The organism is Nonomuraea antri (genome assembly GCF_013283785.1).
Classification (GTDB): Bacteria; Actinomycetota; Actinomycetes; order Streptosporangiales; family Streptosporangiaceae; genus Nonomuraea; species Nonomuraea antri.
Genome location: NZ_JABCPZ010000092.1, coordinates 1 through 15498, shown reverse-complemented (window position 1 = coordinate 15498; position 15498 = coordinate 1). Strand labels below are relative to the sequence as shown.

General features: G+C 68.1%; 17 protein-coding genes. 10 read left to right on the top strand and 7 right to left on the bottom strand.

Annotated elements, in window-relative coordinates; translation table 11 throughout:
• Nucleotides 1–69: 69 nt before the first annotated feature.
• The 3 genes from mca to HII36_RS27465 all read left to right on the top strand — a co-directional run bounded on the left by mca (nt 70) and on the right by HII36_RS27465 (nt 1498).
• Nucleotides 70–954, top strand: a complete 885-nt coding sequence (gene mca / locus HII36_RS27475; RefSeq protein ID WP_173526149.1) for a mycothiol conjugate amidase Mca — start codon at nt 70–72, stop codon at nt 952–954.
• An 85-nt stretch (nt 955–1039) separates the two neighbouring features.
• A complete protein-coding gene (locus tag HII36_RS27470) occupies nt 1040–1207 on the top strand; it encodes a hypothetical protein (RefSeq protein ID WP_173526148.1) in 168 nt (55 codons plus the stop codon).
• The gene (locus HII36_RS27465; RefSeq protein ID WP_173526147.1) at nt 1208–1498 is read left to right on the top strand and encodes a GNAT family N-acetyltransferase; all 291 of its coding nucleotides are present in this window, start codon (nt 1208–1210) and stop codon (nt 1496–1498) included.
• Nucleotides 1499–1506: 8 nt separating this feature from the next.
• Here HII36_RS27465 and HII36_RS27460 read toward each other — a convergent pair whose 3' ends face one another.
• Nucleotides 1507–2655: a hypothetical protein gene (locus tag HII36_RS27460; RefSeq protein WP_173526167.1), complete on the bottom strand. Its 1149-nt coding sequence runs from the start codon at nt 2653–2655 to the stop codon at nt 1507–1509.
• Between the two features lie 58 nt (nt 2656–2713).
• Nucleotides 2714–2869 (bottom strand): hypothetical protein, encoded by a 156-nt coding sequence (locus HII36_RS27455; RefSeq protein ID WP_173526146.1) that lies wholly within the window; start codon nt 2867–2869, stop codon nt 2714–2716.
• A 250-nt stretch (nt 2870–3119) separates the two neighbouring features.
• Here HII36_RS27455 and HII36_RS27450 point away from each other — a divergent pair, with 250 nt between their 5' ends.
• Nucleotides 3120–3449 (top strand): hypothetical protein, encoded by a 330-nt coding sequence (locus HII36_RS27450; RefSeq protein WP_173526145.1) that lies wholly within the window; start codon nt 3120–3122, stop codon nt 3447–3449.
• A 100-nt stretch (nt 3450–3549) separates the two neighbouring features.
• Nucleotides 3550–5553 (top strand): thioredoxin domain-containing protein, encoded by a 2004-nt coding sequence (locus HII36_RS27445; protein ID WP_173526144.1) that lies wholly within the window; start codon nt 3550–3552, stop codon nt 5551–5553.
• A gap of 72 nt (nt 5554–5625) precedes the next feature.
• Here the strand turns inward: HII36_RS27445 and HII36_RS27440 are convergent, their stop codons facing one another.
• Nucleotides 5626–7671: a transglycosylase domain-containing protein gene (locus tag HII36_RS27440; protein WP_173526143.1), complete on the bottom strand. Its 2046-nt coding sequence runs from the start codon at nt 7669–7671 to the stop codon at nt 5626–5628.
• 216 nt (nt 7672–7887) lie between these two features.
• A complete protein-coding gene (locus tag HII36_RS27435) occupies nt 7888–8367 on the bottom strand; it encodes an Lrp/AsnC family transcriptional regulator (protein ID WP_173526142.1) in 480 nt (159 codons plus the stop codon).
• Nucleotides 8368–8470: 103 nt separating this feature from the next.
• Here HII36_RS27435 and hppD point away from each other — a divergent pair, with 103 nt between their 5' ends.
• Genes hppD through HII36_RS27420 form a run of 3 tightly spaced genes read left to right on the top strand, consistent with a single transcriptional unit; the run spans nt 8471 to nt 11492 of the window.
• The gene (gene hppD / locus HII36_RS27430; RefSeq protein WP_173526141.1) at nt 8471–9580 is read left to right on the top strand and encodes a 4-hydroxyphenylpyruvate dioxygenase; all 1110 of its coding nucleotides are present in this window, start codon (nt 8471–8473) and stop codon (nt 9578–9580) included.
• 34 nt (nt 9581–9614) lie between these two features.
• Entirely contained in the window at nt 9615–10061 is a 447-nt protein-coding gene (locus HII36_RS27425; protein WP_173526140.1) for an RDD family protein, read from the top strand.
• A gap of 39 nt (nt 10062–10100) precedes the next feature.
• Nucleotides 10101–11492 (top strand): M1 family metallopeptidase, encoded by a 1392-nt coding sequence (locus tag HII36_RS27420; RefSeq protein WP_173526139.1) that lies wholly within the window; start codon nt 10101–10103, stop codon nt 11490–11492.
• 158 nt (nt 11493–11650) lie between these two features.
• Here HII36_RS27420 and HII36_RS27415 read toward each other — a convergent pair whose 3' ends face one another.
• From HII36_RS27415 to HII36_RS27405, 3 genes are all read right to left on the bottom strand, one after another.
• The gene (locus HII36_RS27415) at nt 11651–12280 is read right to left on the bottom strand and encodes a hypothetical protein (RefSeq protein WP_173526138.1); all 630 of its coding nucleotides are present in this window, start codon (nt 12278–12280) and stop codon (nt 11651–11653) included.
• A 182-nt stretch (nt 12281–12462) separates the two neighbouring features.
• The gene (locus tag HII36_RS27410) at nt 12463–13347 is read right to left on the bottom strand and encodes a helix-turn-helix domain-containing protein (protein ID WP_173526137.1); all 885 of its coding nucleotides are present in this window, start codon (nt 13345–13347) and stop codon (nt 12463–12465) included.
• A gap of 12 nt (nt 13348–13359) precedes the next feature.
• Nucleotides 13360–13881 (bottom strand): DUF6879 family protein, encoded by a 522-nt coding sequence (locus tag HII36_RS27405; RefSeq protein ID WP_173526136.1) that lies wholly within the window; start codon nt 13879–13881, stop codon nt 13360–13362.
• Between the two features lie 524 nt (nt 13882–14405).
• On the opposite strand from HII36_RS27405, the gene HII36_RS27400 reads away from it, so the two are divergent.
• Together HII36_RS27400 and HII36_RS27395 are read left to right on the top strand one after the other, a co-directional pair.
• Complete coding sequence (locus HII36_RS27400) at nt 14406–14597, top strand: hypothetical protein (RefSeq protein ID WP_173526135.1); 192 nt, start codon at nt 14406–14408, stop codon at nt 14595–14597.
• Nucleotides 14584–15105: a DUF6879 family protein gene (locus HII36_RS27395; protein WP_173526134.1), complete on the top strand. Its 522-nt coding sequence runs from the start codon at nt 14584–14586 to the stop codon at nt 15103–15105. Before HII36_RS27400 ends, HII36_RS27395 begins: the two co-directional genes overlap by 14 nt.
• The last annotated feature ends 393 nt before the right edge of the window (nt 15106–15498 follow it).

The window sequence follows — 15498 nt, the reverse complement described above, 5'->3', positions numbered from 1 at the left end:
CTCGCGTCGCCCAGCAGAACCTAACCTCTCTGGGCTAGTGACCGGTCCTACTGAGGAGACATCGAGCCCGTGAGTGCACCGCTGAGGCTGATGGCAGTCCACGCCCACCCTGACGACGAGTCGAGCAAGGGCGCCGCGACGATGGCGCGGTATGTGCGTGAAGGCGTGGAAGTGCTGGTCTGTACGCTCACCGGCGGTGAGCGTGGCAGCGTGCTCAACCCCAAGATGGACCGCCCGGAGATCGTGGCGAACATCGGCGAGGTGCGCAAAGCCGAGATGGAACGGGCCCGCGAGATCCTCGGTGTCGAGCAGCGTTTCATGGGCTTCATCGACTCCGGCCTGCCGGAGAACGAGGACGAGGAGCTGCCCGAGGGCTGCTTCGCCCTGCAGAAGCTGGAGGACGCGGCCGAGCCGCTGGTGGCCGCGGTGCGCGAGTTCCGCCCGCACGTGATCATCACCTACGACGACGACGGCGGCTACCCGCACCCCGACCACATCATGACCAACCGGGTGTCGGTCGAGGCCTTCGAGGCGGCCGGCGACCCCGACCGCTACCCGGGCACCGGCGACCCGTGGCAGCCGCTGAAGCTCTACTACCAGATGGGCTTCACCAAGGAACGTTTCGAGGCGCTGCACCAGGCGATGACCGAGCGCGGCCTGGGCTCGCCGTACGCCGACTGGATCTCCCGCTGGGAGGACCGCCCGGCCAAGTGGCCGGTCACCACCCGCGTGCCGTGCGGCGACTACTTCGAGATCCGCGACGAGGCGCTCAAGGCGCACGCCACCCAGGTCGACCCCGACAGCTGGTGGTTCGTCTGCCCGCGCGAGCTGCAGCAGGAGATCTGGCCGACCGAGGACTACCACCTGGCCAGGTCGCTGGTCGACACCGAGCCGCCGGAGGACGACCTGTTCACCGGCATCCACGCCGACGACGTCTCACCGGCCTGCCACTGAGCCTCGGCCGCCTGCCGCCGAGGCTCCTGACGCCGAGCCTCCTGCCGCTGAACCGAGCACGACCCCCCGGTGGCACACTGAAAGGGTGACAGTTCTCGCAGCTGGTGATGTCAGTCCGGGTCTGCTCGGCTTCACCGTCATCGCCCTCATCGGGGTGGCCCTGTATCTGCTCGTCAAGTCGATGAACAAGCAGATGTCCAAGATCACGGTGCCCCGTGAAGGCGAGACGGACGACGAGAGGAAAGCCGACTAGATGCCGAACGAAGTGGTCGACAACCCGGCCGAGAGCCGCTACGAGATCCGCGTGGACGGCGAGCTGGCCGGGTTCGCCGATTACCGGCTCCTGCCCGGGAAGATCATTTTCACGCACACCGAGGTGCGGCCCGAGCACGAGGGCAAGGGCCTGGCGGCCGCCCTGGTCTCGCACGCGCTGCGGGCGAGCAAGGCGGCCGGGCAGCGGGTCGTGCCGCGGTGCCCGTACGTCAAGAGCTACATCGAGCGCCACCCCGAGTTCCAGGACCTGGTCGGCGAACCCACCTCGTGATCAGGGCGTCAGTCGGCGGCTGGTGACCAGGCTCGCTCCAGCGCCCTGGGCAGCCCCCACCAGCCCAGCGGGGTGAGCACGTCGTCGCGGTCGACCACGCCCAGATGCCCCCACAGGCTCACCACCGACGCGAACAGGCCCTCTGTCGCGTCGAGGTCGTCGGCGTCCTGGTCGTCGCTGTCGATGTCCTCCGACTCCGCGATGAGCCTGGCGAGCCGCTCGGGCGAGGCCAGCACGCCCGGCCCGAGCCTGGCCAGCGCCGCCACCGCGGCCAGCCAGTCGGCGTGCTGGATCGCGCACAGGTTGGCCAGCGTCTCGTCCTCGTGGCTCAGCTCGCCCTCCAGATCGGCGAACTCCTCCAGCGCGTCGGCGTCCTCCGACAGGTCGGAGATGGGCCCGGCGACCCCGGCCACCACCGCCAGCCACAGCTCCTCGTCGTCGTCCGGCATCGGACGGTCGTCGAACCCGGCGCAGGCGCGCAGCACGTTCCCCGGGAAGCCGGGCAGGCCGAGCAGCTCACGCAGCCCGGTCACGGCACGTTCGAGCTCGGCGGCCGGGCGCTCGGGCTGCTTGGGCAGCTCGCCGACGATCCTGCGCAGCTCCGACAGCGCGAACGCCTCCTCCTCGTCCCAGGCCGCGAACAGTTCCTCGTCCTGCTCGTCGCTGACCGCGAAGCCGGGCACCCGCCCGTCGGGCAGCGGCGTGGCGAGCCACCGCTCCTGCAACTCCTCGTACGCCTGACGCGCCGCCGGCTCCCGCACGGCCAGCGCGTCGGGATCGATCTCCCCGGTCAGTACGCGTTCCTCCAGGTAGGCCACCAGCCGGTCGAACATCTCCGACGCCACGGGCCCGCGCTCGTCCTCCTCGGGCCAGACGAAGTAGCTGGGCGTCATGAGGACCGGCTCGCTGCCGGTGGACTCCACCCAGCGCTGCACGTCCCCCACGGTGGCGACGCCGGACTCGATCGAGCTCAGGGTCGCCTTGGCCGATTCCCAGAACGGCGGCGAGAGCGGATTGCCCGTGGCCGCCATGGCCCGCCGCAGATCGGGCAGCGCCACCAGCGCCACCCCCGAGGCCACGGCGAGCAACGCGCGTGCCACGTCCCTGCGCGTGAGCGCGGCCGCGGGGCGGCCGGCATGGGAGCAGACGAAGTCCATATCCACGCCCGTAACCTACGCCGTCCCCACCGCCCAAGTCAGCCGCCTGCCCGGGGTGTCAGAGCGCGGGCAGCACGTCCGCGTCGCCGGGGCGGCGTCCCTGATCCAGCCGAAACAGATGCCGGCGAAGATCGAGCTCCAGCCCGCCGTCCAGGTACGCGCCGTAGTCACGCAGCCCCGCGACCACCTCACGCTCACCGCCATCGGCACTCACCGCCCACTTCGCGGCGGCCCGGCCGATCCACTCCCGCAGCCTCCGGCGCTCTCGCCACCACTCCCTTACGCTCGCCGCCCCGAGGACGACTCCACAACCGACCGAAGATCCAACCCCGACCTCCAACCACTTCCGGGAACGCACGTCAGAACCCGCATCTCTGCCCGAGGCGCGGCGCCGGGATGTGCCGCCGCCACAGACCCCAGGAGATTCCTGCGAGCCATCGGGATCAGAACGTACGCTGAACAGCATGAGCGCTCAGCCTGTCCACGGTGGCACAGCGGACCACCCGAGGGTGCCGCGGACGATCGGCGGCATCTCCAACGCGCTGAAAGGCAGCCGCCGCGCGCAGTTCTTCGCCGAACTTCTCGAGGCCCAGCAGGGCCCCGAGCTGGACGGCGTGCTCAACGCCTGGTGGGGGCGCGCGATGCTCGACACCGACCCCGACCGTGACCGCATCCGAGCGGCGGCGGAGGCCGGGACTCTTCCCACCACCACCATGGACGACGTCCTACGGCGACGGCAGGAGCGCGGCCACGGAGGGGCCGATCCCGGCGGGCGCGCGATCCTTGTCCCCTAAAGGGAACGGCATCGCCGAGTACCGGATCGATCGCAAGAATCAGCAGGTGCTGCTCACCCGCGTCGTCCTGTTCTGAACGGCGGTGTGAGAGCCTGATCTTATGAACAGGCTCGGTGGTGAGACCTCTCCCTACCTGCTCCAGCACGCCGACAACCCCGTTGATTGGTGGCCCTGGGGTGAGGAGGCGATGCGCGAGGCGCGGCGGCGGGACGTGCCGCTGCTGATCAGCGTCGGCTATTCGGCCTGCCACTGGTGTCACGTCATGGCGCACGAGAGCTTCGAGGACGAGGCCACCGCCCGCCTGATGAACGAGCACTTCGTCAACGTCAAGGTCGATCGTGAGGAGCGGCCCGACGTCGACGCGGTCTACATGAGCGCCACCCAGGCCATGACCCGTCAGGGCGGGTGGCCGATGACGGTGTTCGCCACGCCCGAAGGCCACCCCTTCTACTGCGGCACCTACTTCCCGCGTCCCCACTTCCAGCGGCTGCTGACCGAAGTGCACAACGTGTGGACGGGCGATCGCGACTCGGTGCTCAAGCAGGGGGCGAGCGTGGTCGAGGCGCTCAACTCGCACACCACGCTGCCCAGCGGCCCGGTGCCGAGCGCCGAGACGCTGGAGGCGGCCGTGGCGAACCTGCGTGAGGAGTTCGACGCGGTCAACGGCGGGTTCGGCGGGGCGCCGAAGTTCCCGCCGTCCATGGTGCTGGAGTTCCTGCTGCGCCTGCGCGAGCGCGAGATGAGCGGCAGGACGCTCGACGCGATGGCTCGCGGCGGCATGTACGACCAGCTCGGCGGCGGGTTCGCGCGCTACAGCGTCGACGCCGAGTGGGTGGTTCCGCACTTCGAGAAGATGTTGTACGACAACGCGCTGCTGCTGCGGGTCTACACGCACTGGTGGAAGGCGAGCGGGTCGGAGACGGCCGGGCGGGTGGCGCTGGAGACGGCCGGCTGGCTGCTGGGCGAGATGCGTACCGGCGAGGGCGGGTTCGCCTCGGCGCTCGACGCCGACAGCGAGGGCGTCGAGGGCAAGTTCTACGTCTGGACGCCCGACCAGCTGCGCGAGGTGCTCGGCGAGGACGACGGCCGCTGGGCCGCCGGGCTGTTCGAGGTCACCCTGGCGGGAACGTTCGAGCACGGCGCGTCCGTGTTGCAGCTGCTGCGCGACCCGGAGGATCCGGCGCGCTACGCGAGCGTGCGCGACCGCCTGCTGGCCGCCAGGGAGCGGCGGGTGCGCCCGGGGCGCGACGACAAGATCGTCGCCTCGTGGAACGGTCTCGCCATCGCCGCGCTGGCGGAGGCCGGGATCGTGTTCGAGCGTCCGGAACTCGTCGAGGCCGCCACCCGGGCCGCCGAGCTGCTCGAACGCGTCCACCTGGTCGACGGCAGGCTGATGCGCACCTCGCGCGACGGCAGGACGGGCGCCAACGCGGGCGTGCTCGACGACTACGCCAACCTGGCCGAGGGCTTGATCGCGCTGTACGGGGCGACCGGCGAGGCGCGCTGGCTCAGGCTGGCCGGGACACTGCTCGACGTCGTGCTCGACCGGTTCGCCGACGGCACGGGCGGCTTCTACGACACGGCCGACGACGCCGAGCGGCTGTTCCAGCGGCCCCAGGATCCGACCGACAACGCGACGCCGTCGGGCCAGTACGCGGCGGCCGGGGCGCTGCTGTCGTACGCGGCGCTGACCGGGTCCACGCGGCACCGGGAGGCCGCGCACGCGGCGCTCGGCACGGTGTCGGTGCTGGCGGGCAAGCATGCCAGGTTCGCCGGATGGGGGCTGGCGGTGGCGCGGGCGGCGCTCGACGGGCCGGTCGAGGTGGCCGTGGTCGGACCGGCCGGCGACGTGCGCACGGTGGCGCTGCACCGGGAGGCGTTCCTGGCCGACGCGCCGGGGCTGGTGGTGGCGCTGGGGCCGGGCGACGACGATCCGAGCCTGCGGGGCGCGGGCGATCCGGTGGCGCCCAAGGAGAGGTTCCCGTCGCTGCTGGAGGGGCGCGGGCTGGTCGGCGAGGCGCCGGCGGCGTACGTGTGCCGCGGGTTCACCTGCAGGATGCCCGTGACCACGGTGGACGAGCTGCGCGCCGAGCTCACCTCATGACCCTGGCTGGGGTCTCAGATCTGCCACCAGGATCGGGCAGCCACCGGCCTGAACCGCCCGGTTCATGAGCGGCTAGCGGCCCGGTGAGGGGCGACCGGCGTTGTCGTGATTGTCGCCGTTGCCCTCCGGGCCGCCCGACGGCGGCCCCTGGTCCGGGCCGCCATCGGTGGGCGGTCCGTCGCTGGGTATCGGGTCGTCCGGCTGGTCGGGCGGCCGGTCCGGGTCCGGCGGCTCGCTCATCTGCGGGTCGGACGGCTCGGGGTCGGGGAAGTCCTCCCAGTCGCCGGGGTCGGACGGCGTCGGGTAGCCCTGGTCGGGCGGAACGCTCGGGTCGCGCTCGGGCGTGCCGTAGTCGGGCCGGTAGCCGTAGTCGGACGGTTCGGGGAACTGCTCGACCGTCTTGCCCGCCATGGCCTCGGTCATGAACGCCCGCCAGACCTGCGCGGGCAGTTGGCCGCCGAACTGGGTGCCGTAGCCGGGGATCGTGACGGTCTTGTTGTCGTCACGGAACATGTTGACGGCCACGGCGAGCTGCGGCGTGAAGCCGTTGAACCAGACCGACCTGGAGTCGTCGGTGGTGCCCGTCTTGCCGGCCACCGGGCGGTCGTAGAGCCTGGCCGCGGTGCCGGTGCCGTACTTGACGACCTGCTGCATCGCGTAGACGGTGTCGGCCGCGGCCTGCTTGTCGACCACCTCGGTGGAGACGGGCTCGACGACCTTCTTCTCGCCGTGGCTGTCGGTGACCGACTTGACCACGTGCGCCTCCACGTGCACGCCGCCGTTGGCGAAGGTGGAGAAGCCCGAGGCGTTCTGGACGGCACTGACGGAGGCGACGCCGAGCGGGAAGGTGGCCGCGCCCTGGTGCTGTTCGAGCTGGTCCTTGGGGATGCCGGCGGCCTCGGCGACGGCGGCCACCTTGTCCAGGCCGACCTTCTGGCCGAGGTCCACGAACGCGGTGTTGACCGAGTTCTGGGTGGCCTGCACCAGGTCGATCTGGCCGTAGGAGCGTCCGCTGTCGTTGGGGATGGGCTCGGGCGCGGAGGCCACGCGCATGGGCGAGTTGCCGTTGACGCGGGTGCCCAGGTCGAGCCCGCTGTCGAGGGCGGCGGCCAGCGTGTACGGCTTGAACGTCGAGCCCGCCATCACCTCGGCGGAGAAGGCGTTGTCGTAGTAGTCGGACTGGTCGGTGCGGCCGCCGTAGAAGGCCACGACCTCGCCGGTCTTCGGGTCGACCGCGGCCAGCCCGGTGCGTACCTTCTTGGGCGTGGAGTCGGGCAGCACGTCCTTGACCGCGCGCTCGGCCGCCTCCATGAGCTTCTTGTCGAAGGTGGTGACGATGCGCAGGCCACCGCTGTTGATGTCTTCGTCGGTGTAGCCGCGCCGGTTCAGCTCGGCGGTCACCTGCGCGACGGCGTACATGCCCTGGCCCTTGAGCTCGAACGGCTTCTTGGGCGTCTTGAGCTCGGGGAACTTCTCCGCTGCCGCCTGCTGCGGCGTCAGGGTCTTGGTCTGCGTCATCGCGGAGATCACGGACTGCCAGCGGTACCTGGCCGCCTCCAGGTCGGCGCCCTTCGGGTCGGCGAAGCGGCTGGGCTGCTGGATGACCGCGGCCAGGTAGGCGCCTTCCGCGACGGTCAGGTCCTCGACGTCCTTGGCGAAGTATGCCTTGGCGGCCGACTGGATGCCGTTGGCGCCCCGGCCGAAGTAGATCGTGTTGAGGTACTGCTCCAGGACCCAGTCCTTGGACTTGGACTGGTCGACCTTCATCGAGATGAGGATCTCTTTGAACTTGCGGGTGACCGAGCGTTCCTGGCTGAGCCCGCTGTAGTAGTTGCGGACGAGCTGCTGGGTGATCGTGGACCCGCCCTGGAGCTGCTGCCCGGTGATGGTGGACCAGACCGCGCGGGTGGTGCCCTTGATCGAGACGCCGGCGTCCTCGTAGAACGAGCGGTTCTCGGCCGCGATCACCGCGTCGCGCACGTGCTTGGGCACCTTGGCCAGCTCGACGATCCTGCGGTCGACGCCCTTCTTGGCCAGGACGCTCTTGCCGTCGCGGAAGTAGATCACCGAGCCCTGGGCGGTGGCCGACTTCTGCGTGCTGTCGGGAATCGGAGTCATGGTCCATGCAATGGCGAAAAGTCCGGCCAAAACCAGGATGGCCGAACCCACCGAGATCAGTAGAAGACGGAGAATTCGCCGCTTCCGCATGCCCTTCTCACCACCGCTCCGCACCCGCGACCCCCCTGTCACGTCTCGCCCAACCCCCGCAAGCTGGGCGATTGTCAAGGGTAAACGATCGATAACGGTGCCTCGTCCCTCCTCGCGATCGTACGTCTAACGAACGCCGCGCCGTGGAACATCGGCCACCAAAGGCAGCACTCGGTATGGAACCGGCGTGTCCAACGCGATGATCGACGACGTCCTGAGCACGCCCTGGACGTCCACGATCTGGTCGATGACCCGCTGCAGATCGGCGTTGGTGCGGGCGACCACCCGGCACAGCAGGTCGCTGCCGCCGGTGATGGTGTGCACCTCCAGCACCTCGGGAATGTGCGCCAGCCGGTGCGCGACCGGATCGTGCCCGGAGACCTGCTTGATCTCCATCGTGACGAACGCGGTGACGTCGTAGCCGAGCGCGACGGGCGAGACGTCGGGACCGAAGCCGGTGATCACGCCCCTGGCCAGCAGCCGGTCGAGCCTGGCCTGCACCGTGCCGCGGGCCACCCCGAGGCGGCGCGAGCACTCCAGCACGCCGAGCCTGGGTTCGGCGTGCAGCAGGGAGATCAATCGGGCGTCCAGCTCATCGATCGTCATGGTGTACAGATACTCCCTGGTTAACGCGAGATGACTGGACAGATTGTGCACTCATTCAAGTAACTCTTGCACAACTCGACCAGCTAAATCGAGAGTTAGGGGTATGAGTGATGTCTTTCCGGTTAACGGCATGGACGCCGTGGTGTTCGCCGTAGGCAACGCCAAGCAGGCGGCCCACTACTACTCGACCGCTTTCGGCATGAAGCTGGTGGCCTACCGCGGGCCGGAGAACGGCAGCCGCGACGAGGCGGCGTACGTGCTGACCTCGGGCAGCGCCACGTTCGAGTTCCGCGGCGCGGTCAGGGCGGGCACCGACCTGGCCAAACACGTGGCCGAGCACGGCGACGGCGTGATCGACCTGGCCATCCAGGTGCCCGACGTGGAGGCCGGCTACCAGTACGCGATCACCCACGGGGCTCGCGGGCTGGTGGAGCCGTACACGCTGGAGGACGAGCACGGCAAGGTGGTGATCGCGGCCATCGCCACCTACGGCGAGACGCGGCACACCCTCGTCGACCGCTCCAACTACCACGGCACCTACCTGCCCGGATACCAGGCCGCCCAGCCGCTGGTGGCCCCGCCCGCGACCAAGACCGGCCGCCTGTTCCAGGCCGTCGACCACTGCGTCGGCAACGTCGAGCTCGGCAAGATGGACGAGTGGGTGGAGTTCTACCGCAACGTCATGGGCTTCACGAACATGGCCGAGTTCGTCGGCGACGACATCGCCACCGAGTACTCGGCGCTGATGTCCAAGGTCGTCGCGGACGGCACCCGCAAGGTCAAGTTCCCGCTCAACGAGCCGGCGATCAGCCGTAAGAAGTCCCAGATCGACGAGTACCTGGAGTTCTACGGCGGCCCCGGCGTGCAGCACATCGCGCTGGCCACCAACGACATCCTCACCACCGTCGACCACATGCGCGCGGCCGGCGTGCAGTTCCTCGACACGCCCGACTCGTACTACGACGACCCCGAGCTGCGCGCCCGCATCGGCGAGGTGCGCGCGCCGATCGAGGAGCTGAAGAAGCGCAAGATCCTGGTCGACCGCGACGAGGACGGCTACCTGCTGCAGATCTTCACCCAGCCCGTGCAGGACCGGCCCACGGTCTTCTTCGAGCTGATCGAGCGGCACGGCTCGCTCGGATTCGGCAAGGGCAACTTCAAGGCCCTGTTCGAGGCCATCGAGCGCGAGCAGGAACGCAGGGGCAACCTTTAGTTTGTCCCGACGAAGTGGTGGTGATCTCCACTTTATGGGACCACCACCACTTCCCGGACTAGGCGGACGCTGGCGCCGGCTCTTCGCCGGGATACTCGACTGGATCATCGTCGGCATCGTCTCCGCCCCCTTCAGCTGGACGAGCTGGGACTACGCCTGGGACCCCAGCAAGGGCGTCTGGGACCGCTATCCCGTGCAGCACACGTTCGTCGCGGCCGTGGTGTCGTTCCTCTACTACTGGCTGCTGCACGCGTTCTGGAACGGGCAAACCCTCGGCAAGAAGCTGTTCGGCCTGCGTGTGGTGCGGGAGACAGGGCAGCGCATAACGGTGGGGCAGGCCGCGCTCAGGCAGCTCGTGGCGGCCGTGCTCTGGGCCATCTGCTGTGTCGGCGCGCTCGTCGACCTCGGCTGGATCCTCTTCGACCCCCGGAAGCAGGCGGTGCACGACAAGGCGGCCAAGACCGTCGTCGTGGACGCCTGACTTAGCGTAATCTTCTGGTCACGGTTTGAGGGGGCGTCTTTGAGATCCAGCAGCAGGATCGCTCTGCCGGCGGCACTGATCAGCGTGCTCGCCTGCGCACCGTCCGACGAGGCGCCCCGCACGGCCGACCATCACGCGGGCGCGCCGGGCATCGGCGACAGCGACTTTCCCAAGGCCGGCAACGGCGGCTACGACGTCTCCCACTACTGGCTGGTGCTCGACTACGTCCCGGCGACCAAACGGCTGACCGGCGAGACCACCATCGACGCCACCGCCACCCAAGGCCTGTCCAGCTTCAACCTCGATTTGTCCGGATTCGAGGTGAGCCGGGTGAGCGTCAACGGCACCCCGGCGAAGTTCGAGCGCGCGGGCGACGAGCTCACCGTCAGGCCGGGCACGCCGCTGGGTCCCGGCTCGCGCTTCAGCGTCAAGGTGACCTACGCCGGGGTGCCCAAACCGGCCAAGGACACCGCCAATCTGGGCACGTACGGGTTCATCCCGACCAGCGACGGCGCGTTCGTGGCCTGCGAGCCCGACGGCGCCAAGACCTGGTTCCCCGGCAACGACCACCCGGCAGACAAGGCCACGTTCGACTTCTCGATCACCGTCCCCGCGGGCCTGACCGCCCTGGCCAACGGCGAGATGGTGGGCAAGCCCGCCACCTCGAACGGCAAGACCACCTACCGCTGGCGCGAAGGCCACCCCATGGTCACCTACCTGGCCACCGCCACGCTCGGCCAGTTCACGCTGCGCGAGGGCGCCACCGCGGGCGGCATCAAGAACCTCGCCGCCGTCGACCCGAAGTTCCGCAGCTCGCTGGACACGGTGTACAACCTGTCCGCCGAGATCACCGACTACTGGACGACGGTCTTCGGGCCGTACCCGTTCTCGTCCACCGGCGGCATCGTCGACAACCACTCGGCCGGCTACGCCCTGGAGAACCAGACCAAGCCGCTCTACGGCGGGTTCGCGCCCGAGGAGGGCATCATCTCGCACGAGCTGGCGCACCAGTGGTTCGGCAACAGCCTGAGCCTGCGCCGCTGGCGCGACCTGTGGCTGAACGAGGGCTTCGCGACGTACGCGGAGTGGCTGTGGTCGGAGCACAAGGGCAAGAGCACGGCCGAGGCGATGTTCAACACGTACAAGGCGCGGCCGGAGGACCACGCGATGTGGAAGTACCCGCCGGGGCGGGCCAGGCCGCGCGACCTGTTCAACGAGTCGGTGTACACGCGGGGGGCGATGACGCTGCACGCCCTGCGCAAGGCGATCGGGGATGCGACGTTCTTTCACCTGATCAAGACGTGGACTCGGGATCACAGGTATGGGCATGTGACCACGGAGGAGTTCGTGGATCTGGCGGAGCGGTTGTCTGGGAAGCAGCTTGATTCGTTGTTCGATGCCTGGCTGTTTCAGGCGAAACGGCCGGCGTGAATTCTTGGGTGGTTTGACCCGATCCCCCCACCCCGCCACCGCGTCCGAGAGATGCGGTAGCCGATTGGGTCGCACAGACGATCGTCGGCCCCATCAGGCGACGCCACACGAGGAGTGCGGCCGGACGCCTCAGGCTCCGGCGTGCCCAACGGCGCACCTCACGCCACGCACGACAGATCCCCGTACAGGCGCGTCGGCCGTACGTCGCTCAGCCCCATCAGCAGCTCACGAGCCACACAATGCGGGATGTCGGGATCACGGAGACGCAGGATCTCGTTCTCCTTCCACGGCTCGGAAGGAGAGCGGCCAGGCAGGAACACGTCGGCGCGCACCCCGTACGGCCTGCACGAACCCACCGTGAAGACCGCAGCGTGCCGCCGCAGGAAGGAACACGACGCGATCGCTTCCGGGATGCACGCGGGACAGGTGGGTGGCGCGTTGGTGTAACCGTCACCGACAGGACCACCCGGGCCGGACAGCAACCACCAGACTCGGCCCGTCTCCGAATCCATCGCCGATTTCGCGCATACCTGGCACAACAGCTTGGTCATGCATCGCCACTGACGGCGGGTGTTCACACTCTTGAAGTCGGGCCGTCCGGTGCGCCTCTGGCCTTGCCGAAGCAGCAGGACGCCGAGCTGGTAGTCGCCTGGATCAGGCGCCGTGTATGCCAGTTCCTGTCCGTCGGCGTCGCTGCGAGGTCTCCACCGCAGGACGGCGGGCTGCTCGGCCTCCCCGGTCCAGCCGATGACGTACGGGTAGCGGAAGCTCGGGGACGCGGTGCTCATGGCGCACTTTCGATGACCATCCGCGGTGGCCTCTCCGGGTTCCGCAGCGACCCTTGCAGCACCGGTCTACGCCGTCTCCCACTCCTCCGGGCTCCCTGAGACGGCGTGAGCAGCCCGGCCGGCCGGATGGCGCCCTTGGATCTGGCCCTGCCGACAAGGTGTGTGATGAACATGCTTCGACGTTAGGAGTCACGATTCCGAGGAGGAAAGAAGTTTTCATCAGTTTGCAACTGCTCACGAGCGCTGTCGATCATGGCGCGTGCGCTCCTGCCGTAGACAGCGAGATCACGCAGCATGGCGAAGGCCTTCAGGAACGTGGCGATTTCTGCCGGCTGATTCGTTCTGAAGCCGCCGGACCACAGTTCGCTCCGAACCAGTTTGCCGTCGAAGATGTAGAAGCCCTCGCCCGGGTAGATGGTGCGTACGCGATTGGCCGGAATGACGCCCAGTGAGACGTGGGGCAAGGTCGTCGTCGACATGAGAAAGTCGAGCTGTTCCCGCATCACCTCGGTGCTGCCGATGACGGTGGTGAGCACGGCTGCCTCGATGAGAAAGCTGTATCGGTTGCGTCCAGTTCCGTGCGTAATGAGGCGCTGGCGAGGCATGCGAGCCGCCACCGCTGCTTCGGCCTCTCCGCCGGGCAGCTCGTACAGCCGGCCGGCCGCATCAAAGAGCGCCCGTACGTAACCGGAGGTCTGCAGGATGCCGGGCACAATGGCAGGCTCATAAGCGCACAGAAGTTCGGTGCCTTCGTAGAGCGGCATGGCCCGCGACTGGATGTGGTGCTGCCCGGCGCGGAGTTCGCGGCGCCATTCCACCCACATCTGCTCGATCTCGCGCCGCACGGCGATGAGTTCTGGAATCAAGCGTGCCGCGCCGCAAGCGATGCACCAGGCACGGATGTCGTCTTCCGACGGGTTCTGCTGGCCGTGTTCGATCCGGCTGATCTTCGTGTTGTGCAGCCCGGACGCCTCTGCCAGCTGCCGCCCGGTCAGGCCCGCATCTTTGCGCAGGTCGCGCAGGCGGATGCCGAACGCCTTCTTCGCCGCTGCCGCTTGTTCTGACACAACGGGCCGAGATCAGGCGGGCCGATACTCGTGATGCGGTACCGAGAGAGCCCAGACGGCGTCAAAGGCGTCCAGGCAAAGCCGAACGACTTCGGGTTCCGTATAGAGCTGCCGCTCGGCCACTTCACCGTTTCCAGAGAAGACGGCGAATACCACCGCCTCCTCATCGAACAGCCAGAAGTCGTTGCCGGGCAGCGCTACGGCCGAGACCGCCCGTCTGGGCGCCCAGCGAATTTCTTCCCCTGCCGCCACACTCGAGCCCAGGACTTCGTACGCGAAACGCCGATACTGCGACAGCGGTTCGGAGACGACACAGACGCGCCGGTAACGCTTTCCCGCGGCGACGGCGGTGCGAATCCGGTCACACCATGGGTCCATCCAGCTCAAGTCGTCAAGCTCACCTGCTTGCCAGGCCGCGAATCGCTCTCGCTCCAGATCACTCGTCGCGTAGTGATCCCGCAACTCGAGATGGACCGCCTCCCGTTTGAACGTCCTGAAGAACCTCCCGCGCTCCTCGGCTGAGATCAATTCCATGGCGCTCCTTGACGTACTTGTTCACGAAGCGTTCCACCAGAGCTGCTGGAACCTCCACGGAGGTCTCACCGGGCTTGAGTGCCACCAACTGCGATACCAGTTCCGGCTCCTCCCGCCTGTCACCTTGGACCACCCACGTACTGCGGTTCGTCTGGTAGAAGGTCGCGCAATCCTCTCCCGGTACGGATGCCGGGTCCTTGCAGTAGAAGCTGAGACGCAGGTCATCGGCATGAGGGGTTTGCATGTGTTTGCGTCCTCCCCGGTCTGGTGCGCGCCACCTACGACTGTCGCCCGGTTGGCGGGTCGGGTCAAGGAGTTCGGGCAGACCGATGCCACGTCGGTCAGTCACGAACTAAGCGAGACGCAACACATCCGGCTCTCACAGGGGGCGAAGAGCCCGCGCCCGTCCGCCAGCCCGACGCCGCCGGCGCCAAGGTCCCGAGTTCCTGTTCTCTCAACTCTGAGCGCTTGACCCCCTCCAGGGGCTCACCGAAGCATGGAGGAGGCAAGCGAGAGGGGCGGGCATGGCAGCGGTACGGCTTACCAAGCTTGGTGACGAGGGCACGTGCCCTACCATCTACCGAACCGACCGGGGGACCATCGTCGTCCAAGGCGCCAAGGTGCTGGACGATCACGGGGTGAACGTTCCCGATCAAGAAACTCTCGCCGAGATCCCTGAAGAATTGCTCCGGAAGGTGGCCCGTGCTTTCGCCTGAGGAGTTCGGAAAGCTCTTCGACACCTTCGACCGCGAGGCGTTCAGGCTGGAAACGCTGGACTACTACGACGCGGCGGGAACCCGTAAGGGCCTACCGGCCTTCCTGGCCGGGGAAGAAGAACCAGAGGAGTTCAAGAACTCGCCCTGGGTCACGACCGTCAGCAAAGCCGTACAGGCCGGAAAGCGCATGTACCGCGTGCACGTCGTGACCACGCCGCTCACGGACTATCTGCGGTTCGAGTTCGCATGGGGGTATCGCCGCAACGCGAAGGCCGGAGAAGAGTTCTACATCCTGAATCTCGCCGAACGCGACGTGCCCGGACTGCCGGATCATGACTTCTGGCTGTTCGACGAACGCACGGTCGTCCGCATGGAATACGACGAACACGGTGCGTACCTCGGAGCGCGCGTCCTGCCCGAAGCCTGCAGCGGCGAATACATCGCGTACCGGGACCTTGCCCTCGGCCAAGCCGAACCGCTCTCGACTTTCTGGGAGCGTCACGGCTGAACAAGGAAGACCTGGCCACGGCGCTCCGGAACTACGTCTAGCCAGCGGCCTGCCTGCCGAAGCGGTGGCCCGGAGCGCTGTCATGTCGCCTTCCAAGCACAAGCTTGCTGAGGCGATGTGCACCGCTTTCATGCGAGACATCGCGATAGGGCGGCTGTACGGGAGCGGAGGAGCCTCCTAGCGGTCCTGATAGGCGTGCGCACCTTTCCATGTCCGTGCCTGACCGGAGGGCTCCGAAGCCTCCCCCACCACCCGGAGAACGGCCTCCAGGTCCATGGACTCGCTTGGGCTTTGCGGCTGGGTGGGGCGCAGCGGGTAGGCACCCGGCCGCTCACTTCACTAGCGACCCAACCGGCCACCACACCGCTCAGACGCGGCGGCTGGGTGGGGTGG